Source organism: Actinoplanes sp. L3-i22 (assembly GCF_019704555.1).
Classification (GTDB): domain Bacteria; phylum Actinomycetota; class Actinomycetes; order Mycobacteriales; family Micromonosporaceae; genus Actinoplanes.
The window spans coordinates 11,005,913-11,024,900 of sequence record NZ_AP024745.1; the positions used below are offsets into that span (position 1 = coordinate 11,005,913).

The 18,988-nt window shown below is 69.6% G+C and carries 22 protein-coding genes; 6 read left to right on the forward strand and 16 right to left on the reverse strand.

Features of this window, described 5'->3' with window-relative positions:
- Positions 1 to 114: 114 nt before the first annotated feature.
- A complete protein-coding gene (locus L3i22_RS48685) occupies positions 115 to 471 on the reverse strand; it encodes an STAS domain-containing protein (protein WP_221324175.1) in 357 nt (118 codons plus the stop codon).
- A 286-nt stretch (positions 472 to 757) separates the two neighbouring features.
- On the opposite strand from L3i22_RS48685, the gene L3i22_RS48690 reads away from it, so the two are divergent.
- Positions 758 to 1,753 (forward strand): AraC family transcriptional regulator, encoded by a 996-nt coding sequence (locus L3i22_RS48690; RefSeq protein ID WP_221324176.1) that lies wholly within the window; start codon positions 758 to 760, stop codon positions 1,751 to 1,753.
- 45 nt (positions 1,754 to 1,798) lie between these two features.
- Here the strand turns inward: L3i22_RS48690 and L3i22_RS48695 are convergent, their stop codons facing one another.
- A complete protein-coding gene (locus tag L3i22_RS48695) occupies positions 1,799 to 2,158 on the reverse strand; it encodes a hypothetical protein (protein ID WP_221324177.1) in 360 nt (119 codons plus the stop codon).
- Between the two features lie 338 nt (positions 2,159 to 2,496).
- On the opposite strand from L3i22_RS48695, the gene L3i22_RS48700 reads away from it, so the two are divergent.
- Entirely contained in the window at positions 2,497 to 2,685 is a 189-nt protein-coding gene (locus tag L3i22_RS48700; RefSeq protein ID WP_221324178.1) for a hypothetical protein, read from the forward strand.
- 24 nt (positions 2,686 to 2,709) lie between these two features.
- Here L3i22_RS48700 and L3i22_RS48705 read toward each other — a convergent pair whose 3' ends face one another.
- Positions 2,710 to 3,606 carry a Gfo/Idh/MocA family protein gene (locus tag L3i22_RS48705; protein ID WP_221324179.1) on the reverse strand — a complete coding sequence of 299 codons (897 nt, stop codon included), beginning with the start codon at positions 3,604 to 3,606 and terminating at the stop codon, positions 2,710 to 2,712.
- 77 nt (positions 3,607 to 3,683) lie between these two features.
- Here L3i22_RS48705 and L3i22_RS48710 point away from each other — a divergent pair, with 77 nt between their 5' ends.
- Both L3i22_RS48710 and L3i22_RS48715 read left to right on the forward strand, forming a co-directional pair.
- Entirely contained in the window at positions 3,684 to 4,049 is a 366-nt protein-coding gene (locus tag L3i22_RS48710; RefSeq protein ID WP_221324180.1) for a hypothetical protein, read from the forward strand.
- Positions 4,042 to 4,482, forward strand: coding sequence for a hypothetical protein (locus L3i22_RS48715; protein ID WP_221324181.1), 441 nt, complete (start codon positions 4,042 to 4,044; stop codon positions 4,480 to 4,482). The genes L3i22_RS48710 and L3i22_RS48715 overlap by 8 nt, the downstream gene beginning before the upstream one ends.
- Positions 4,483 to 5,108: 626 nt before the next feature.
- Here L3i22_RS48715 and L3i22_RS48720 read toward each other — a convergent pair.
- The 7 genes from L3i22_RS48720 to L3i22_RS48750 all read right to left on the reverse strand — a co-directional run bounded on the left by L3i22_RS48720 (position 5,109) and on the right by L3i22_RS48750 (position 11,312).
- Entirely contained in the window at positions 5,109 to 5,513 is a 405-nt protein-coding gene (locus L3i22_RS48720) for a nuclear transport factor 2 family protein (RefSeq protein WP_221324182.1), read from the reverse strand.
- 114 nt (positions 5,514 to 5,627) lie between these two features.
- Positions 5,628 to 7,094: a glutathionylspermidine synthase family protein gene (locus L3i22_RS48725; RefSeq protein WP_221324183.1), complete on the reverse strand. Its 1,467-nt coding sequence runs from the start codon at positions 7,092 to 7,094 to the stop codon at positions 5,628 to 5,630.
- A 7-nt stretch (positions 7,095 to 7,101) separates the two neighbouring features.
- Positions 7,102 to 7,524 carry a hypothetical protein gene (locus L3i22_RS48730; protein ID WP_255657709.1) on the reverse strand — a complete coding sequence of 141 codons (423 nt, stop codon included), beginning with the start codon at positions 7,522 to 7,524 and terminating at the stop codon, positions 7,102 to 7,104.
- Between the two features lie 36 nt (positions 7,525 to 7,560).
- Positions 7,561 to 8,325 (reverse strand): 3-oxoacyl-ACP reductase FabG, encoded by a 765-nt coding sequence (fabG, locus tag L3i22_RS48735; RefSeq protein WP_221324184.1) that lies wholly within the window; start codon positions 8,323 to 8,325, stop codon positions 7,561 to 7,563.
- A 53-nt stretch (positions 8,326 to 8,378) separates the two neighbouring features.
- On the reverse strand, positions 8,379 to 10,025 hold the full coding sequence (locus L3i22_RS48740) for an alpha-amylase family protein (RefSeq protein WP_221324185.1): 1,647 nt from the start codon (positions 10,023 to 10,025) through the stop codon (positions 8,379 to 8,381).
- Positions 10,018 to 10,968, reverse strand: coding sequence for a hypothetical protein (locus tag L3i22_RS48745; protein WP_221324186.1), 951 nt, complete (start codon positions 10,966 to 10,968; stop codon positions 10,018 to 10,020). The genes L3i22_RS48740 and L3i22_RS48745 overlap by 8 nt, the downstream gene beginning before the upstream one ends.
- Positions 10,965 to 11,312 (reverse strand): PadR family transcriptional regulator, encoded by a 348-nt coding sequence (locus L3i22_RS48750; RefSeq protein WP_221324187.1) that lies wholly within the window; start codon positions 11,310 to 11,312, stop codon positions 10,965 to 10,967. The genes L3i22_RS48745 and L3i22_RS48750 overlap by 4 nt, the downstream gene beginning before the upstream one ends.
- 72 nt (positions 11,313 to 11,384) lie before the next feature.
- Here L3i22_RS48750 and L3i22_RS48755 point away from each other — a divergent pair, with 72 nt between their 5' ends.
- Entirely contained in the window at positions 11,385 to 12,029 is a 645-nt protein-coding gene (locus L3i22_RS48755) for a DedA family protein (RefSeq protein ID WP_221324188.1), read from the forward strand.
- 10 nt (positions 12,030 to 12,039) lie between these two features.
- Here the strand turns inward: L3i22_RS48755 and L3i22_RS48760 are convergent, their stop codons facing one another.
- The 4 genes from L3i22_RS48760 to L3i22_RS54205 all read right to left on the reverse strand — a co-directional run bounded on the left by L3i22_RS48760 (position 12,040) and on the right by L3i22_RS54205 (position 15,172).
- Complete coding sequence (locus L3i22_RS48760; RefSeq protein ID WP_255657710.1) at positions 12,040 to 13,317, reverse strand: tachylectin-related carbohydrate-binding protein; 1,278 nt, start codon at positions 13,315 to 13,317, stop codon at positions 12,040 to 12,042.
- A 67-nt stretch (positions 13,318 to 13,384) separates the two neighbouring features.
- Positions 13,385 to 14,680, reverse strand: coding sequence for a tachylectin-related carbohydrate-binding protein (locus L3i22_RS48765; RefSeq protein ID WP_221324189.1), 1,296 nt, complete (start codon positions 14,678 to 14,680; stop codon positions 13,385 to 13,387).
- 77 nt (positions 14,681 to 14,757) lie between these two features.
- A complete protein-coding gene (locus L3i22_RS48770) occupies positions 14,758 to 15,033 on the reverse strand; it encodes a hypothetical protein (RefSeq protein WP_221324190.1) in 276 nt (91 codons plus the stop codon).
- A gap of 4 nt (positions 15,034 to 15,037) precedes the next feature.
- On the reverse strand, positions 15,038 to 15,172 hold the full coding sequence (locus tag L3i22_RS54205; protein WP_255657711.1) for a hypothetical protein: 135 nt from the start codon (positions 15,170 to 15,172) through the stop codon (positions 15,038 to 15,040).
- A gap of 234 nt (positions 15,173 to 15,406) precedes the next feature.
- Between L3i22_RS54205 and L3i22_RS48775 the strand changes: the two genes are divergently transcribed.
- Entirely contained in the window at positions 15,407 to 16,390 is a 984-nt protein-coding gene (locus tag L3i22_RS48775; protein ID WP_221324191.1) for a LuxR C-terminal-related transcriptional regulator, read from the forward strand.
- Positions 16,391 to 16,454: 64 nt separating this feature from the next.
- On the opposite strand, the gene L3i22_RS48780 is transcribed toward L3i22_RS48775, so the two are convergent.
- Positions 16,455 to 17,651, reverse strand: a complete 1,197-nt coding sequence (locus L3i22_RS48780) for a glycosyl hydrolase family 18 protein (protein ID WP_221324192.1) — start codon at positions 17,649 to 17,651, stop codon at positions 16,455 to 16,457.
- A 38-nt stretch (positions 17,652 to 17,689) separates the two neighbouring features.
- Entirely contained in the window at positions 17,690 to 18,970 is a 1,281-nt protein-coding gene (locus L3i22_RS48785) for a chitinase (protein ID WP_221324193.1), read from the reverse strand.
- Between the last annotated feature and the right edge of the window lie 18 nt (positions 18,971 to 18,988).

The following is an 18,988-nucleotide window of genomic DNA, read 5'->3' on the forward strand; positions in this document are numbered from 1 at the left end:
AAACGGCCCCCACCCCGAATCGCGGGGTGCGGGCCGTTTCGTGTTCAGGAGTCGGAATCGGTCAGCCGTCGCCACCCACCCGGGTGAAACGGCCGCGAGGAACGCGCGCGGACTTCAGGAGGGCCGCAGGCCCACCGAGGTGCGCGGCGACGGTGGCTCGGCGCAGCCGAGCAGGCCGACCAGGCCGGAAACCCAGAGTTGCCGGTAGACCGTGGCACTGGGGTGGCTCACCACCAGCTTGATGCCGCTGGCCGCGGCGGTGTGGAAGCACGCCACCAAGATGCCGATGCCGATGCTGTCGATAAGCATCACGCGCTGCAGATCCAGAGAGATCTTGCTGGGTGTCATGGTGGTCAGGACGTCGTTCACGGCGTCCCGCATGACGTGCGCGTTGTCCAGATCCACCTCGCCACTCGGGGCGATCTCGACAGTGCCGTCGGCCAGCTGGCGGGTCGTGATCGGCAGATACACAGCTGCCCTCTCTTCTGGCGTCGGGAGATCCGGCGCCGACTTTCCGCGGGACACGGTGCGACGGCCGATGAAGAGGTCGTACGCACGCGGCGTTCGCTGGGAGACGCCACAGGAACCCGCGTTCCTACAACAATCCGCTGGTCTGCAAGTTACGCCACGTAGGCGCGGAACGCCAGAGTAGTTCATATGGCCGGAATGTGCTGGAACGGTCACTGCGTGGCGACCACGTTGACTGTCCACTGAATTTGAACGAATACTCACCGTATGCGATGGAGCACCGGACGGCATGCGTGACGCCGTACCGGGAGCCGGTTCCACACCGGCCCCGGGGACCGTCTACTTCGACAGCGTCGGCGTCCATGAGGCCCGTGACGTTCTGAATCGTTTCTATCACCCGATGTCGCTGGGGGCGCCGGAGAGCGCGGACACCAAGGTCGGGATGGAGGTGATCCAACTCGGACCGCTCACCGTCGGTCATCTCACGTTCGCCGTGAGCGTGACGCTGGTCGCCGCCGCGGCCGACGCCTACCACGTCACCCTGCCCGTCGCCGGCCGCGTACTGGCCCGTCGCGACGGCCGGGACGTGACCGCCGGCCCGGCCACCGCGCTCGCCTTCGGGCCCGGGGATCCGGTCTTCCTGCGCCCCGAGGCGCACTCCGCGGAGATCGACGTACGCATCGAGCGATGGGCCCTGGAGAGTGAACTCGCCGCGCTCCTGGGTCACCCGGTCGAGGGACCGATCGACCTGCCGGCCGCCTTCGACCTCACCGGCGGCCCGGCGCACAGCTGGAGCCGGCTGATCCGGCTGCTGCACGACGAGCTCGATCACGACACCAGCCTGATCTTCCAGCCGACGATCGCCGAGCAGCTGCGCAGCAGCGTGCTGAGCGGGCTGCTGCTGAGCGTGCCGCACCGCTGGCACGAGGAGTTGATCACGCCGGCCGGCGCCGGGCCGCCCCGGGCGATCCGGCGGGTGCTGGACGCGATCAACGACGAGCCGGACCGGTCGTTCACCGTCGCCGACCTGGCCGCCATCGCGCTGACCAGCGTGCGCTCGCTGCAGGAGGGGTTCCGGCGGCACCTCGGGTGCACGCCGATGGCGTACCTGCAGCAGACCCGGCTCGACCGGGCGCACGAGACGCTGCGCGCGGTCGACCCGGGCATGGTCACCGTTGCCGCGGTCGCGAGCCGCTGGGGCTTCACCCACCTGGGGCGGTTCGCGTCGGCGTACCGGGGCAGGTTCGGGGTCTCCCCGTCGGAGACCCTCCGCCGGCCGGGCTGAGCCTCACTCGCCCGGATCGCACCGCCGCGGCTGCGGCACCCCGCCTCACTCGCCCGGATCGCACCGCCGCGGCTGCGGCACCTCGTTGATCCGCCGGGCGCCCCGCGCCGCCGGTCCACGATGCGCCCCGAAGAGATGGCCACGGCTCGGCACCCAGTCCCGCCACGGGCCCAGCACCGGCGACAACGCGATCGCGTCACCGTCCCCCGGCCCGCGTAACTCCCGCAGGTAGCCCTGCACCCGGGCGGCCGACGAGACGCTGTTCTCGACCAGCTGCCGCATGATCCGAAGGGTCTCCGCGTCCGGGGGCGACGCCGCCGGATCCCGGCCCAGCAGTGCGGCCAGGCCGTTCAGCGCCCGCACCACCTCGCCCGCGTCCCGCTCGGCGTCCCAGAGCCCGGTCATACCGGGCCTGCCTTCGGCGTTCCCTCCCGGCCGTCGCCTGCATTGCCGTTGTTCGGTGCGGCGGGCTGCCGCTCGTTGCGGTCGGTCATGCAGATCTTGTCCCCTCACCTCACGCACAGCCACGGCATCCCGCGGGCCCGCGGGGCCGGTCGTCGGGGCGGCTCACCCCGACCGTGCATGACAGGCGAAAATGTATTCGGCTCGCTACTTTGCGTCCATCCGTAACGCGCAGGTTCTGTCCAGTTAGCGCTCAGTTCGGGCCCCTTGCCCCCGACCGGCGTACAGAATGAGAATCCGGGTACGAAAACCGCCTGGTGGATCACGTGGAGGGGGCCGTCATGAGCACTATCCGGACAGCGTCGGAAGAGAGCGGGCCGCCCGTCTGGCGCACCGGCGCCGAGCAGCCCTGGGACCCCGAGGATCTGGCCGTGGCCCAGGGCAGGTACCCGACGCCGGAGAACATCGCCCGGGCCCGCGCCGAGCTCGACCGCGACGGCGCCGCCGCGATCGAGCGCACCGTTCCCTAGCAGGGATTACGCACAGTGTCCGGCTCAGCCGAGCCGGACCGTGCGGCCCTCCGCGATCGCCTGATCGGCAGCGGCCAGGACCGTCGTCACCCGCACCCCGAACTCGATGTCGACCGGTGATTTCGGGCCGCCCGCGGCGGCCACCAGCAGCTGGTCGACCGCCTTGCCGAACATCTCGACGGCGTCGAACTCGACATCCGGGACCGGCCGCACGCCGGCCGCACCGGCGAACTCGCCGGACTGCCGGGCCGCCGCCGCCGGGGCGTCCACCGAAAGGGTGAGCCTGCTGATCGCGCCACCTTCGTGGCGCAGCACCACCGCGGTCAGGTCGTGCTCGCCGGCCAGGCCGGTGACCTCGGTCACCGGGCCGAGCACCGGCAGGACCAGGGACAGCGCGTGCGGGCCGACGTCCCAGAGACCGCCGCGCTCACGCCGCCACGCCGAGGCGCCGAACGGGTTGTCCGGCGTGAAGATCGAGCCCAGGTGGTCGATCCGGGCCTCGGTCCAGCCACCCGCGGCGATCGCCTCGGCCAGGAACGCCTCGTTCTCCGGCACGAAGCGCCGGGTGAAGAAGACCACCGACGCCACGTCGCCGGCCGCGACGGCCGAGGCCAATTCAAGAGCCTCTTCGGTACGGAGGGAGACCGGCTTGTCCAGCACGAGGTGCCGTCCGGCGCGCGCCGCGCGGATCGCGATCGGCGCCTGCACGTCCGGCGGCAGCGCGATCGCCACCGCGTCCACGTCCGCGATCAACTCGTCCTGGTCCGCGTAGGCCCGGGTCCCGTGCTTGGCGGCCAGTTCCCCGGCCTTGTCCGGGTTCCGCCCCCAGACGCCGACGAACTCGACTTCCGGGTGCCTGGCCAGGGCCTCGGAGTGCACCATGTGTGCCCAGGGGCCGGTACCGAACAATCCGAAGCGCACTGTTTCCCACTCTCCTAGAAAAAGATCTCCAGGGGCCGGAAGTTACCAGCCCAGGCCCACGTCAGTAACCTGGCCGGGTGAACGGTCCCCTCTCGGTGGCGACGATCGTCGTCGCTCTCCTGCTGGCGGCGTGGTATTTCCTGCGCAGCGCGCTCGACCGCGCGCCCAGCCGCCTCGATCTGCTGGGCATGGTGGCGTTCAGCGCCCTGGTCGCGGTCCTGGTCGTCACGGCCGCGGTCGGCCTGATCGGCGGTCCCCGCCCGTCCGACACCGCGACCTTCGGCGGCTACCTGGTCACCACGATCTGCTTCGCCCCGGCCGCCGTCTGGCTGGCCAAACTGGAGCCGACCCGCTGGGGCAGCCTGATCCTCGGCGTCGGCGCCATCGTCCTGCCCGTCCTAGTGCTGCGGCTGCAGCAGATCGCGTCGGTGACCGGTGCCTGACGACTCCCCCTCGACGACCTCCACCCGCCCCCGCGACGCGGCGCTCGGCTCCGGCCTGGGCCGGGTGCTGCTGCTGGTCTACGGCACGTTCGCGCTCTCCGCGAGCGCCCGGGCCCTGGTCCAGATCACCACGCACTTCAGCGAGGCCCCACTGGCCTACCTGCTGTCCGCGCTGGCCGGCGTGGTCTACATCGCGGCGACCGTCGGCCTGGCCGTCGGGGGCGCCCGGGGCCGCCTGATCGCCCTGGTCAGTTGCACGATCGAGCTGCTCGGGGTGCTGATCGTGGGCACCCTGAGCATCGCCGACACGGTGGCCTTCCCGGACGACACGGTCTGGTCCCGCTTCGGCAGCGGGTACGGCTACGTCCCGCTGATCCTGCCGTTCATCGGCCTGTGGTGGATCTGGCGCTACCGGCCGCAGCCGACCGAATAGCCGCGCTGACCAGGACATACCCGGCCTCTGAGTTATCCACAGAAGCCGGTTGTCCACAGGCCACCCGCCGGCCACCGCCATTTCGCGCCATAATTACGGCTGTGGAGGTGGCCCCCCTTGGGTAGGGCGGGTCCTGTTCAGTTGCGCCCCGCTGACTGCCAGTTGATCATCGCTCACTTGATCATCGCCGCCGCCCCGATTTCGGCCTCCGTCCGCGCGGGCAACCAGACCAGGTCCGCCGCTGGTCACCGCCACTGACACCAGACCAGGTCCGCCGCTGGTCACCGCTGCTGGCCAGGCCACGCCCGCGCTGCTCCCGGCGCCTGCCGCCGCTGGTCACCGCTGCTGGCCAGGCCACGCCCGCGCTGCTCCCGGCGCCTGCCGCCGCTGAGGCTGCGGCATGGGCACGGTCGCCGGCCTGCGGTACGCGTCACACGGGCACGCTCCGGCTGGCGCTCACGGCTGGAAACAAGCTCCGGAACAGCCACCAGCACCAGCTCGACCAAGCCAGCTGGCGCTCACGGTCGAAAAGCGAGCCCGGAACGACCGTGAACGCCAGCCCGGTCAGGTCGGCTGGCGCTCACGGTCGAAAAGCGAGCCCGGAACGACCATGGACACCAGCCCGGTCAGGTCGGCTGGTGGGCACGGTCGAAAGGCGACGTGAGGGTCAGGGGTGACTCGTGGTTCAGGTAGAGGACGACCTTCAGGTGCGTCCCGTCGTCGTGCAGCAGGTAGGACGAGGTCATCGTCACCGGGTCGCCTCCGGTCAGGCGGGGCGCTGTCCACTCTGTCCGGGCCAGCACATAGTGCTGATCCAGCCGGGTGCTGGTCAGCTCGGAGAGTTCCGCGCGGCCGATTCCCAGGTCGGCGAACATCTCGGCTCGGCGGGGCAGGGCCCGCAGGAAGTCGGCCCGGCTGACCGGTCGCGCCCCGGCCGCGTCGGCGACCAGGAACTGGTCGGCGAAGCAGGCGCCGACCTCGTCGGGGGCGAGCCTGGTGAACGTCTCGAAGAACTGCTCGACGGAACTCACCGAAACCTCCGGAGATGCGAACGGCGCCGCGCGAGACCACGCGACGCCGACCACATTAAGCAGCTTCCCGGTGAATCATACCACTTTGTCTATTTTATTGATAGCACCGAACGGTCAGTTGTTCGACTCGATGGCGTGCGGCAGGAAGTTGCAGTTGTCCTTGGTGACCAGGCCTTCGACGCCGATGCCCTCGCGGATGCCCATCCCGGCGGGCTCGCCGTCGATCAGCCACGAGCCGATCACCGGGTGCACCGTGCCCTCCAGCCCGTCGAAGGACGGCAGCTCACAGAGCTCCTGCACGACGTAGCGGCCGTCCGACCCGTACTCGGACGGGTTTTCGGTGATCGGCACCCCGTCGCGGACCAGGGTGACCGATCCGCCCTCCCGGCCCCAGATGGGTTTCTTCGCGTAGGACGTCAACTCGGCCGCCTTGGAGGACTCCGCGAAGTACGCCGGCAGCAGGTACTTTCCGCGCTCCGGGTCGGTGCCGAACAACTTCCACAGCACCGGGAGCAGCGCCTTGTTGCCGAGCAGCGCGGCCTTGTAGGGCGGCTCGATCCACACCGTGCCGCGCTTCGACGGGTCGGCCATGTTCCGGAAGAACGCCTTGCCGCCCTCCTCGTGCCAGAACCACTCCCACGGGTAGAGCATGAAGATCACGTCGATCGGCTGGGCGTCGTTCTCCCGGCCCGGCGCCGGCACGTACACCACCCGGTCGCCGGCCACGTCCCAGCCGATCTGGCTCATCGCGATCAGCTCGACCGGGAAGCCGGCCTCCTCGGCCGTGGACATCAGGTAGGCCACGTTCATGCGATCCTCGCCGGAGGTGTCCGACGTCTCGTACGCAAAGAAGATCTTGGGTTTTTCCGGGAGCCAGGTGCGGGCCTCGCGCAGTTTGGCGATGTTGCGCCGCCAGGCGCCCGGGTCGGCCGGCTCACCGTCCGGGGTGGCCTCCCAGCCGACCAGCCGGTCGTGAATGGAGTTCCACTGCCGCCACGGGTGCTGGGTGATGCCGGTCTGGTCCATCCAGTGCCACTGGATCACCGCGGCCTCGACCAGCGATGTCGGCGTCTGCGCGTTGAACTCGAGCAGCCGCGGGGTGCTGCCGGCGCCGTGGTACCAGAGGTCGAAGCGGCCGTAGACGGACGGCGAGAAGTCCGGCGTCTGCATCGGCGTGCGCATGTCCGGGTCCTTGTCGTAGTGCGTCCACGTCTCCGCGTCGCCGTCGAACCAGGTCCGGATGATCTGCTCGTGGGTGTATTCCGGGATGCCGATGCGGCTCAGGAAACACGCCTCCGGCGTGCAGATCGAGGACATGAAACCCCGCCTACGGCCTTCGACGGTACGTCGTGGGCACTGCTCGACCATCCAGTCGCCGGCCTCGAGGCACATGTCGTAGAGCACCGTGGTGGCCGTTTCCAGCTCCTCGATCTCGCCCGCGGTGAAGTCGTAGTACGGCCCCTCCTGCCAGTACGAGTACATCGACCCGTCGGGGAGCACGTCGTCGTTGTACGTCAGCCCGAGACTGAAGTTGGTCAGTTGCCAACCGTCCCGGACCGGGCCGTAGGGAATCCGCCGCATCTAAAGATCATCCACCCGAGGAGCCGTGGCCCGTGGAGCCGTGGCCGGTGGAGCCGCTGCCGCCTTTGCCGACCACGCCGGTCTTGACCGTCCCGTTGCCGACCCGGCCGGTCGACGGCAGCCCGTACGTGCTGCGGGAGGCTGAGTCGTTGTAGGCGAACCGGCTACCGCCGGACGGCAGCTTCTGGCCGACCTTGTAGCCGGAGCGGTAGCTCGGCGAGTGGTAGATGTAGTAGCCCCCACCGCCGTGGTAACCGCTGCCGTTGTTGTCGTCGCAGTAGTCCTCATCGACGATCACGCCGTTCTCGTCGGCGCAGTAGAAACCCTCGTCGTGATACTTGTTGCTGCTGCACGCCGCCGTGCCGCCCGCCGCGAGCAGCAGGAATGTGCTGGTCAGCGACACGCTGCGGGAGCTCATGCGTCGGTTCATCACTTCTTTGTAGCCGCTCTCAGCAAGTTGCCAGTATTAATCTCTCGGCCCACCGGCGACATAAATCACCTGACCGGACACGAATCCGGCACCCTCGCTCGCGAGGAACGAGACGGTGTTCGCCACATCCTCCGGACGACCCGCGCGGGCCACCGGGATCTGACCGATCGACGCCTTCTCGAAGTCGGCGAAGTCCACGCCCATCCGCGCCGCGGTGGCCCGGGTCATGTCGGTGACGATGAACCCGGGGGCCACCGCGTTCGCGGTGATGCCGAACTTGCCGAGCTCGATCGCCAGCGTCTTGGTGAAGCCCTGCAGCCCGGCCTTGGCCGCCGCGTAGTTCGCCTGACCGCGATTGCCCAGCGCCGAGGTGCTCGACAGGCTGACGATCCGGCCGAAGCCGGCGTCCACCATGTGCTTCTGCACCGCGCGGCTGAACAGGAACGAGCCCTTCAGGTGCACGCTCATCACGATGTCCCAGTCATCGTCGGTCATCTTGAAGAGCAGGTTGTCGCGGAGCACGCCGGCGTTGTTGACCAGCACGGTGGGCGGGCCGAGCTCGGCCACGACCCGCTCCACCGCGGCGGTCACCTGCTCCGGCTTCGACACGTCGGCGCCGATCGCGACCGCGGTGCCGCCGGCGTCGTGGATCGCGGTGACCGTGTTCGCACAGGCGCCCTCGTCGAGGTCGACGACCGCCACGGACATGCCGTCGGCGGCGAGCTTGAGGGCGATCGCCTCACCGATGCCGCGGGCGGCTCCGGTGACGATGGCGACCCTCGACGATGCGGACTGCGACACTGCGGCCTCCCGTTGTGATCTTCGCTGCTCCTGACCGGTGACTCTAATCCGAGTCAGGCGGTCCTGTGGAGGCGGATCCAGCGGTAGCCATGTCCGGACACCTTGAGGTCGTCGAGCTTGCCCGGTTCCGGGTACTCCGAGTCGGCCAGGACGTCGTTGGGCAGTTCCGCCTCGCTCGCCAGACTGCTCAGGTCCACGGTCACCTCGTCGGGACCGAGGTTGTGCAGGAACAGCATCGTCCCGGTGTGCCCGTCGGCGCGGTGCACGAGCAGGCTGCGGGGCGCGGGCACGTCGACGTGCGTGCACGAGCCGACGCCGACCTCGGGCGCCTCCCGCAGGGTGCGGATCATGCGCTCGAACCACGACAGCAGCGAGGCCGGGTCGTGGCGCTGCCGGGCGACGTTGATCTGCTCGTACCCGAAGCCGTCGTCGGTGACGACCGGGCGGACCAGCTGGTCCGCGGCGGCGGTGGAGAACCCGGCGTTGGGCAGGCCGTTCCACTGCATCGGGGTGCGGATCGCGTCCCGGCCCTCGAGCGCCAGGTCGTCGCCCATGCCGATCTCCTCGCCGTACCGCAGCACCGGGGTGCCGCGCAGGCTGAACTGCAGGGCGTAGGCCAGCTCCAGCCGGCGCCGGTCGTTGCCGAGCATCGGCGCGAGCCGGCGGCGGATGCCCCGGCCGTAGAGCTGCATGTCCTCGTCCGGGCCGAACTTGGCGAAGACGTCCGCGCGCTGCTCGGCGGTCAGCCGGGACAGGTCGATCTCGTCGTGGTTGCGCAGGAACGTCGCCCACTGGCCGCCCGGCGGCAGCGTCGGGGTGTCCCGCAGCCCGTCGATGATCGGCTCCGGGTCCTCCCGGGCCAGCGCGAGCACCATCTTGGCGTTCAGCATGAAGTCGAACAGCATGTGGATCCGGTTGCCGGACCCGCCCTCGTCGCCGAAGTACGTGACCAGCTGCGCCGGCTCCACATTGGCCTCGGCCAGCAGCACCGCGTCGCTCTTGCGCCACTGCAGGTGCGAGCGCAGCTCGGTCAGGTAGGCGAAGTCCTTGGGCGCGTCCGACCTACCGGGCACGGTCTCCTCGATGATGAACGGCACCGCGTCCATCCGGAACCCGGCCACCCCGAGCTGCAGCCAGAACGCGCAGATCTTCTTGATCTCCTCGCGGACCTCGGGGTTCTTGATGTTCAGGTCCGGCTGGAACTTGTAGAACCGGTGGTAGTACCAGAGCTTCGCGGTCCGGTCGAAGCTCCAGGTCTCGGCCTGTTCGCCGGGGAAAACCATGCCCTGGTGGCGGTCCGCCGGCGCGGTCTCGCTCCAGACGAACCAATCACGGTACGGCGAATCGGGCGACGACCGTGCCGAGACGAACCACGGGTGCTTGTCCGAGGTGTGGTTGACCACCAGGTCGATGATCACCTTGATGCCCCGGTTGCCGGCCTGGTGCAGCAGCTCGGCGAAGTCCCCGAGGGTGCCGAAGCGCGGGTCGACGTTGTAGAAGTCGGCCACGTCGTAACCGTCGTCACGGTCCGGCGACGGGTGGATCGGGTTCAGCCAGATGCAGGTGATCCCGAGCCGGGACAAGTAGTCGAGCCGGCCGATCAGGCCGGGGATGTCACCGATGCCGTCCCCGTTCGAGTCGGCGAACGTGTCGATGTCGAGGCAGTAGACGACGGCCTGCTGATACCACCGGTCACTCATGCACCCTTACTTGTCCCCGCTTCCGGGCGGCAAAACGTTCGCCGCCCCAGAGCGCGACTGCCAATCCCGCGAAGATCGCGACCGGAGCCAGCGCCAAGCCGGCCGAGCGGGTCTGGCCCCCGGCCTGGCCGATCACGATCAGATCCCAGGTCAGCACGACGGCGGCCGGCACGAATCCGATCGCGAGGGACAGCACCACGACACGCGCCCGCACCGGCCGGTCGAGGAGCACCACCGCGCAGCCCACCAGCGAGAGCGGGACGACGAACCCCAGCAACTCGCAGAGCGGCCGGTTCTGCACCGCGCCCGTCGCGGCGAACGAGACCGCGCCCGCCACGACCACCCAGGAACGGCGCCGGCCCAGCACGGAACGGGCCGGGATCGCCGCGGTGAAGGCCGCACCGGTCAGCACCGCGATGATCAAGCCCCAGGCCATGCGGTTCGCGTACCACGACGACATGAACGACATCTCGGCCACGTCGGCGACCAGCTCGGCCAGGAACGCGGGGCCGCAGAGCAGGGCCGCGACGCGATGGCGGCCGCGCAGCGCGGCGACACCGACGGCCAGCCAGGCGAGGGCCCGTAGGGACGAGCCGAACACGTCAGACGGGCCGAACAGCTCGATCGGCGCCTGATGCAGCCGGGGCACCACGCTGTCGAGCACCATGAACACGGCCCCGGCCGTCATGAACAGCGCGGTCAGCAGCGCGGTGACCGCGGCGGCGGCGCGCCAGCCCGTACCGAAAGCGGATCTTGATTGTTGGGCGAAGCGGACCGTGAGGGCCGAACGCAGCAGGTCCACCGCATCGGCCGGGCTGGGGAATCGACGGCCGGGAGGTGAGCCGGCCAGCAGCACGCCGAGGATCTCCTCCTCGTAGACGGCTCGGTGATCGGCCGGATAGAACCGCAACAGCCTGCGGTAACGCGACTCCAATGTGGTCACGCGGGGGCTCCCCCGAGGTTGGCGCGACGGACCTTCAAACGGGTCTCGGCGATGGTGGCCTGCTGGCGCAGGCGGGCGGACTCGGTGGCCAGGCTCTGCTCGCCGGCTCCGGTGAGGCGGTAGTAGCGGCGCAGGCGGGACTGGACGACCTCCTCGCGGTCGACCTCGATCAGGCCGTCGATCCGCAGGCGGTCGAGGGCGGCGTAGAGCGTGCCGGCGCGCAGCCGGACCCGCCCGCCGGTCATCGTGGCCACGTCCTCGATCACGGCGTAACCGTGGCGGGGCTCCTCGGCCAGCGCGGTGAGCACCAGAAACGTGGGCTCCCGCATCGGGGCTTCGCTCATGGCGGAAGAATATACCGATGATCGGTATATACGGAAGTGGTTGCCATCGTGATCGCCGGGTACCAGTGATGGATGGCAGAACTGAGCGGACTGGCCGGTTGGGTCGCCTCGGTCATCGACACGCTCGGCGAGACCGGAGTCGGCCTGCTCGTGGCCCTGGAGAACCTGGTTCCGCCGATCCCCAGCGAGATCGTGCTGTCCATGGCCGGGTACCTGGCCAGCGAGGGCCGGGTCAGCCTGGTGCTGGTGTGGGCCGCCGCGACGCTCGGGGCGCTGATCGGCGCGCTGCTGCTCTACTGGCTGGGCCGGGGGCTCGGCGAGGAGCGGCTGCGGCGCTGGCTGGACCGGATCCCGCTGGTCGACGCCGCGGACCTCGACCGGGCCGACCGGTGGTTCGAGCGCCACGAGAACGCGGCCGTGCTGGTCGGGCGCTGCGCTCCGGTCGTGCGCAGCCTGGTGTCGATCCCGGCCGGGGCCAACCGCATGCCGGTCGGGCGGTTCGCGCTGTTCACGGCGATCGGCAGCGGGGTGTGGAACGCGCTGTTCGTCGGGGCCGGGTATGCGCTCGGGTCGCGTTGGCAGGACGTGGAGAAGTACAGCCACTGGTTCGACTACGGGGTGTGGGCGTTCCTCGCGATCACCGTCGGCTGGTGGATCACCAAGAAAGTGCGGAAACGGCGGAACGCGGCCGCCCGGGTGGACGACCGCGCTTCCTGACCGCGTTCTCTCAGGTGTTCGACGGCTGAGCGGAGAGCAGGATCTGCGTCCAGCCCCGGGTGTCCACCGGGTCCGCGGTGTAGTAGGTGAGGTCAGCGCCGGACAGGTCGAACGGATTCGCGTCGTAGTAGTGGTACATCGCGCCGTCCGAGGTGCGGCCGTAGTAGACCCCGTGCCCCGGCGAGACCAGGTGCGAGAAGGTGCTCCACCGGCTGGCCAGGGTGGCGCCGGACCAGCCGCCGTCCGCGGCGATGTGGTACGACCGCAACTCACCGGCGGTGCTCACACCGAGCAGCCAGTCGTCGCCGGTCGAGGTCAGGTTGGTCAGGGTGAAGCCGGTGCCGATCACCTTGCGCTGGCCGATCTGCTCCGCGCCCGGCTTGTCCCGGGAGACCACGTACTGGATCAGGGTGCCGTTGGCGATGCCGTACAGGTGGCCGTAGCCGTCGTAGGTGAGCTCGTCGTGGGTCCAGCCACTGGCGATCAGGGCGGGTGGGCTGAACGTCAGCGAGGTGTTGTTGGTGATGACGTCGACGCGGTAGAGGACGCCGGCCGGCGACGTGACCAGCAGCGTGTTGAAGTTCAGGGTGGCCAGCGCGACCGGGACGAAGCCGAGGGTGTCGGTGCTGGTCACGGTCTTGGTGCGGTCGCCGGTGGCGTTGGCGATGGTGCTGTAGGTGAGACGGCCGTCGGCGAGTGCGCCGTAGATCGAGGCGGTGCCGGCGGGCGGGCCACTGAGCGCGTCGACGATCCGCTGCGCGTCGGCCGCCTGCGGCTGGTACCGCTCCGGGTACGCGGAGACCTGCACCTTCTGGCAGACAGTACCGACCGCCTCGTCCTGCCACGCGTTGTCCGGGTAGGCCCGCACCATCTTGTCCAGGAAGGCGTTCGTGGCCCACGCCGGGTTGAGCCGGTCGGACGCCGAGCCCCAGGAGTCCAGCTGCTGGAAGAGGCCGACACTGGAGTCATCGCCCCCGGTCACGTTCCGGAGGGTGCTCTCCACGATCGTCGTGGTGACCGCGATCACGGCCGCCCGGTCGGACAGGCCGCGCTGGTGCACCGCGTCGATCACGGCACGGGCGCAGGACACCCGGTAGGCGGTCATCGCCCCGGTGAGCGAGCCGGTGAGGACGGTGTTCAGCTGGGTGGCGGTCGTGCCGTCGGCGGCGGTCGGGCCCCCGGAGACGCAGTCGACCGTGGTGTCGGCGTGGGCGGCGGTCGGGGCGACGAGGGTTAGCAGGCCGGCCAGCACGGTCGAGGCGGCCAGGCCCAGGCGGGAGATCTTCATCGGACTACGACTCCAGGGGCGAGGAGGGGTGCCCGGCGCCGCGCGGGCGCCGGGCGGGGCGGAGATATCAGGCGCCGGGCGGGGTGACGTAGCCGGAGATGGCCAGGTCGTCGGCGCCCGAGCGGGCGGTGTCCGGGTCGATCACGGACTTGCGCACTGCGTCCGACTGGTTGCCGCCGACGACGGTCAGCGTCCCGTCCGGGTGCACGGCCGTGATGATCTGGACGTGGCCGCCACTGGCGTCCTCCGGCGTGCCGTAGATCACCCAGTCACCGATCTTCGGGCTGCCCTTCGCACTGCCACTGCGGGACTTGAAGAGGCCGTTGGACTGCCCCCAGGCGCCCAGGCCGCGAGCGAAGTTGGTGGACGGGACCGAGCTGACCCCGGCCTGCTTCCACACCCACTTGGCGAACATCGCGCACCAGGCGATCTCCCCGCACCCGGATCCGTACTTCGTGCAGTTGGACTCGGGGGTCCCGACCTCGGCATTGGCAGCGGTGACGATCTTCGAGCGCAGCGGGTTCACCGGCGCCTTGTACGTGCAGGTCTCCGGGCTCGCCGAGAGCAGGTTCTGGGTCCAGCCACGCGAGGCCACCGGGTCGTCCAGGTGGTAGGTGATGTCCGAACCGGAGCCGTCGGTCGGGTTCTGGTCCTCGTACCAGTACATGGCGCCATCGGGGTTCTTGCCGTAGTAGAGGCCACCGCCCGGCGAGAGCAGGTTCGCGAAGCTCTGCCAGCCGCGGTCGTCCAGCTGAGAGCGGACCCAGGTGCCGCCGTCCGGGATGGCGTAGCTGAGCAGCTGACCGTCCGACGTGGTGCCGACGATCCGGTCGTCGCCGGCGCCGGCCAGCGTCTTCAGCGTGAACCCGGTGCCGATCACCTTGCGCTGGCCGATCTGGTCGGTGCCCGGCTTGTCCCGGGAGACCACGTACTGGATCAGGGTGCCGGCGGCGATGCCGTACAGGTGCCCGTGGCCGTCATAGGTCAGCAGGTCGTGGGTCCAGCCGCCGCCGAGCGCGACCGGCGTGCTGAAGACCAGGCTGTCGCTGTTCGTCGTGATGTCGACCCGGTAGAGCGTGCCTCCGGTCGAGGTGATCAGGACGGTGTTGAAGTTCAGGGTGGCGATCGTCTTCGGGGTGAAGCCGAGGGTCGCGGTCGAGGAGACCACGTGCGTGAGGTTGCCGTTGTCCGGGTCGATCACCGAGTACGTGAGGCGGCCGTCGGCGAGCGTGCCGTACACCGACACGTTGCCGGTGCAGCTCGCGTCGGCGAACGCCGGCGCGCTGGTCATCGTCGTGGTCACGGCGACCGCGCCGAGCATCATCGGAGCGGCCATCAGAACACCGGCGAACTTGCTGCGCATCTTGGACATGATGATTGGACCCTTTCCGGGGTGGCATTCGAAGAATGGAGAGAAAATCAGAATAAAAAGAGCGAGAATCAAATTTGCGGTACGCCGGAGCGAACGTTTCCGAGTGCCCAGCGCCGCAGTGTCGCGGAGCTTCGCAGAGCGCGCTCCACCACTTCCCGGGCGACCTCGGGCCCGGTGGCCGCGAGGTAGATCCCGATCTCCAGTTGCCCGTCCGGGCCGGCCCGCGCACTGATGTGTTCGACCTGATCAGAGGGCCGCACGTGCGCCCAGAGGATGTCTCGGAGGGTGGCCGCCGCGACCGGTGGCCCGGCGCCGGGCAGGAGCGTCAGCAGGGTCATCCGCATGCGGTCATTCCCAGATCAGGCCGTCGGTGCTGAACGTCGTGGCGCTGGTCGCGGTCGGCCCGGAAACGGTCGAGGCGACACCAGCGACAGCTCCGGCGACGATCAGGAAAAGAGCGGCGAGCTTGATCGAAAAACGCATGGCGGTACCCCGTTCGGAATTCGTGGAAGTTTGTTTCTTTCGCTTCGTTCGCCCCGCGGCGTCCGTCGCTATGAATAGTTTTCCCCGGGCCGGAATGCAAAGGAAGGGGTACGGCCTGGACGCAAGCGGCCATGGCCCATCGCGTCCACCGGCCTTGCCCGCCCGCGACCCCCCGTGACAAGATCGGCGGGCATCGCTGGGGAGCGAACAGGCCTACGGGGAGGGCTGACGTTCATGCTGGCTGCGCTGGGTTTGGACCGTTCCGCGGAACGCGTCTATCGGGAGATGCTCGCCCGACCGGACATCGGCATCACCGAGCTGGCGGACGCCGCCGGCATCACCGTCGACAAGACACGCGAGGCGCTGGACAGCCTCTTCGAGCTCGCGCTGGTCCGCGAATCCGCCGACCGGCCCGGCGTCACCCACGCGGTGAGCCCGGAGGTCGGCCTCCGCCAGGCGCTGGCCCGCCAGCAGGCCGAGCTCGCCGCCCGGCAGCAGCAGGTCGCCGAGTGTCAGACCGCGGTCCTGCAGCTGATCGAGGACTTCGGCACGAGCCGGCCGGCGTCGGACGGGTCGATGGTCCGCAAGCACGAGGGCATGGACGCGGTCCGCGACACGCTGGACCGGATCAGCCGGGAAGCCCAGTTCGAGATCCTGACCTTCATGCCCGGCGGCGCGCACAAACCGGCCTCGCTGGAGCACGCCCAGCGCAACAATCTGGCGATGATGGCCCGCGGCGTCCGCTTCCGGTGCATCGGCCTGGACAGCATCCGCAACGACCCGGCGACGCTGGACTACGCCCGGGTGTTCAGCGACAACGGCGGCGAGTACCGGACCACGCCCACCCTGCCGCCGCGGATGATCCTGGCCGACCGGCGGTCCGCGCTGGTGCCGATCGATCCGCAGAACACCGGCGCCGGCCTGCTCGAGTTGGTCGGACCGGGCCTGGTCATGCCGATGCTCGCCCTGTTCGAGCAGATCTGGGACATCGCGACGCCGTTCGGCGCGGTCGCCGACCCGGAGCGGGAGGGCCTCACCAAGCAGGAGCAGGTGCTGCTGAAGCTGCTGGCGCAGGGCCTGACCGACCTGGCCGCGGCGACCCGGCTGGGCGTGTCCCAGCGGACCGCCCGGCGGATGGTGGCCGGCCTGATGGAGCGGATGGAGGCCCGCAGCCGCTTCGAGGCCGGCCTGAAGGCGGCGCAGCGCGGCTGGCTGTGAAACGAAGCGAGGGGTGGCCCTTGTGGGCCACCCCTCGTCTACTCAGTGATCAGAAGCTCAGCGATCAGAAGCCCGCGCTGATCTTGGTGAAGGCCCAGTCGGACTGCGCGATGCCGGAGCAGTCGGAGACCACGCCGCCGCCGGCGCAACCGCGGTCCCGGTTGACCGACCAGAAGGTGAAGCGGGCCAGGTTGTTGTTCCTGGCGTAGTCCCGGAGCCGGGTCCAGGTGTCGACCGTGGTCAGCTCCTGCTGGTCGGAGAGACCGTTCATGCCGGAGATGCCGATGTGCGCGTAGGCCTGCGCGTCGGTGTAGCCGAAGGTGGTCTTGACCAGGTTCTTCAGGCCCTCGGTCGCGCCGACCGTGGAGGCGTACATGTCCGCGCCGCCGCCGAAGTCGAACGGCATCTGGGTGAAGATGTCGATGTTCGCGCCGAGCGCCTTGGCCTGCTGGACCAGCCGGGTGCCGTAGTAGTTCGGGCCGGTCGGCGAGGTGCCGAAGGTGACGATGGTCTTCACCGACGGGTTGTTGGCCTTGATGACCTTCAGGGCGCCGAGGATCCGGTCCTGCACCGCGGTGTTCTCGAACTCGTCGGTGTTCTCGATGTCGATGTCGATCGCCTTGAGACCGAAGGCGTTGATCACCTTCTGGTACGCGCCGGCCAGGGCGTCGACCGTGGTGCAGTTCGGGCCGAGCTTGTTGCCGCTCCAGCCGCCGATCGACGGGACGACGTCCGCGCCGGCCGCCTTGATCTGCGAGATGTAGCTGGCGTGCACGCCGCCGGTCAGGCCGGACTCGCCGTCCCACACCGGGTTGCAGCCGTTGGCCAGCACGAACGCCATCGTGAAGGACTTGATGCCGGTGGCGTTGACGACCGTGGCCGGCGCCGGCGGGTTGCCCCAGCCCGGGTAGACGTACGGCGCCGAGGCCATCTTGGTGCCGGTGGTCGGCGGCGTGGTGGTCGGGCCGGTGGTCGGCGGGGTCGTGGTCGGCGGGGTGGTGGTGCCGCCACAGGCGCCGCCGTCGATCCAGACGTCCCACTGGCCGCTGTGCGTGGCCGGCGACTCGTTCTGGGTCCACCACTTCGCGGTGTAGTTGTGGCCGCTCTGCGAGGCGACGTTGTCCTTGACGTACACCGAGCTGGCGGACCAGGCGGGGGCGCACGCGGTGGCCGCGCTGGCGAAGGTCATCGGGAGGACGGCCGCGGCCGTGCCCACCGTGGCGACCGACGCCAGGAGCGCGATCTTCCTGCTGAACTTCATGTCGGGGAGCTCCCTGGGGGTGAGGGGTGGGGGAACGATCAGGGCAGGGTGGACAGGTGCGGGTCGATCGTGTTGGCCCAGTTGTTGCCGTTGGTGACGTCCCAGTTGATCGACCAGGTCATCGCGCCGCGGATGCCCGGGTAGGTCGCCGGCGGCTTGAACGTCCCGCAGTTGGTGCCGCGGGCCAGGCAGTCCAGGGCCGCGTTGACCACCGACGGGGCGACGTATCCGCCACCCGCGGCGCTGGTGCTGGCCGGCAGGCCGAGCGAGACCTGGTCGGGCCGCAGGCCGTTCTGGGTCTGGATGCAGGCGAGCGCGGTCAGGAAGTTCTCGTTGCCCTGGCTGTACGCGTTCATCTGGTCGCAGCCGAGCATCGCGCCGGAGTTGTAGAACTGCGTGTGGACGACCGTGAGGATGTCCTTGATGGACAGCGCCAGCGCGAAGTACGACGAGCCGGTGCTCTGCATGTCGATGGTCTGCGGCGCCATCGTGATGATCAGGTTCGCGCCGGCCTTGGCCCGCAGCGACCGCAGCGCGCTCGCCATGTAGGTCGCGTTGAGCCCGTTCTCCAGGTCGATGTCGACGCCGTCGAAGCCGTACGCCTGGATCAGCGAGTAGACCGAGTTCGCGAACGCGGTGGCCGCCGCGTCACTGGCGACGCCGACCGAGCCCTTCTCACCGCCGACCGAGATGATCACCTTCTTGCCGCGCGAGTGCAGCGTGGCGATGTCCGCCTTGAACTGCGCGTCGGTGTAGCCGCCGACCGCGCTCGCCAGGCCGGGGTCGAGGGTGAAGCTGACCGCGCCCGGGGTCGAGGTGGCGTCCGCGAAGGCGACCGCGATCAGGTCGTACGTGGTGGGGACGGCGGCCAGCTTGAGCGGCGCCGCGCCGTTCACGAAGTTCTGCCAGTAACCGGTGAGGAAGTGCGCCGGGAGTGATCCGGTGCCGGTCGGCTGGACGGTCGGGCTGGTGCTGACGGTGGGGCTCACCGTGGGGCTGCTGGTCGGGCTGCTCGTCGGGCTGCTGGTCGGGCTGCTGGTCGGTGGCGTGGTGGTGGTGCCCCCGCCGCAGGTCCCGTTGTCGATCCAGACGTCCCACTGGCCACTGTGGGTGGCCGGCGACTCGTTCTGGGTCCACCACTTCGCGGTGTAGTTGTGCCCACTCTGCGAGGCGGCGTTGTCCTTGACGTACGTGGCCGTCGAACTCCAGGCCGCGGCGCAGGCGGTGGCGGCCGAGGCGTCACCCGCGAACCAGGTTGCCGTGCCTGCGGCGGCCAGGGCCGTGACCGTCGCGAGAAGTACCGATCGGGAGCGCTTCATAGCTGTCCTTCCATGCGC

Coding starts and splice junctions, on each gene's coding strand:
- L3i22_RS48700 (WP_221324178.1), top strand. CDS start 2,497: ATGAGCACTATCCGGACAGCGTCGGAAGAGAGCGGGCCGCCCGTCTGG.
- L3i22_RS54205 (WP_255657711.1), bottom strand. CDS start 15,172: ATGCGTTTTTCGATCAAGCTCGCCGCTCTTTTCCTGATCGTCGCCGGA.
- L3i22_RS48760 (WP_255657710.1), bottom strand. CDS start 13,317: ATGAAGATCTCCCGCCTGGGCCTGGCCGCCTCGACCGTGCTGGCCGGC.
- L3i22_RS48785 (WP_221324193.1), bottom strand. CDS start 18,970: ATGAAGCGCTCCCGATCGGTACTTCTCGCGACGGTCACGGCCCTGGCC.
- L3i22_RS48690 (WP_221324176.1), top strand. CDS start 758: ATGCGTGACGCCGTACCGGGAGCCGGTTCCACACCGGCCCCGGGGACC.
- L3i22_RS48730 (WP_255657709.1), bottom strand. CDS start 7,524: ATGAACCGACGCATGAGCTCCCGCAGCGTGTCGCTGACCAGCACATTC.
- L3i22_RS48780 (WP_221324192.1), bottom strand. CDS start 17,651: ATGAAGTTCAGCAGGAAGATCGCGCTCCTGGCGTCGGTCGCCACGGTG.
- L3i22_RS48775 (WP_221324191.1), top strand. CDS start 15,407: ATGCTGGCTGCGCTGGGTTTGGACCGTTCCGCGGAACGCGTCTATCGG.
- L3i22_RS48770 (WP_221324190.1), bottom strand. CDS start 15,033: ATGCGGATGACCCTGCTGACGCTCCTGCCCGGCGCCGGGCCACCGGTC.
- L3i22_RS48755 (WP_221324188.1), top strand. CDS start 11,385: ATGGCAGAACTGAGCGGACTGGCCGGTTGGGTCGCCTCGGTCATCGAC.
- L3i22_RS48695 (WP_221324177.1), bottom strand. CDS start 2,158: ATGACCGGGCTCTGGGACGCCGAGCGGGACGCGGGCGAGGTGGTGCGG.
- L3i22_RS48765 (WP_221324189.1), bottom strand. CDS start 14,680: ATGCGCAGCAAGTTCGCCGGTGTTCTGATGGCCGCTCCGATGATGCTC.
- L3i22_RS48750 (WP_221324187.1), bottom strand. CDS start 11,312: ATGAGCGAAGCCCCGATGCGGGAGCCCACGTTTCTGGTGCTCACCGCG.
- L3i22_RS48740 (WP_221324185.1), bottom strand. CDS start 10,025: ATGAGTGACCGGTGGTATCAGCAGGCCGTCGTCTACTGCCTCGACATC.
- L3i22_RS48725 (WP_221324183.1), bottom strand. CDS start 7,094: ATGCGGCGGATTCCCTACGGCCCGGTCCGGGACGGTTGGCAACTGACC.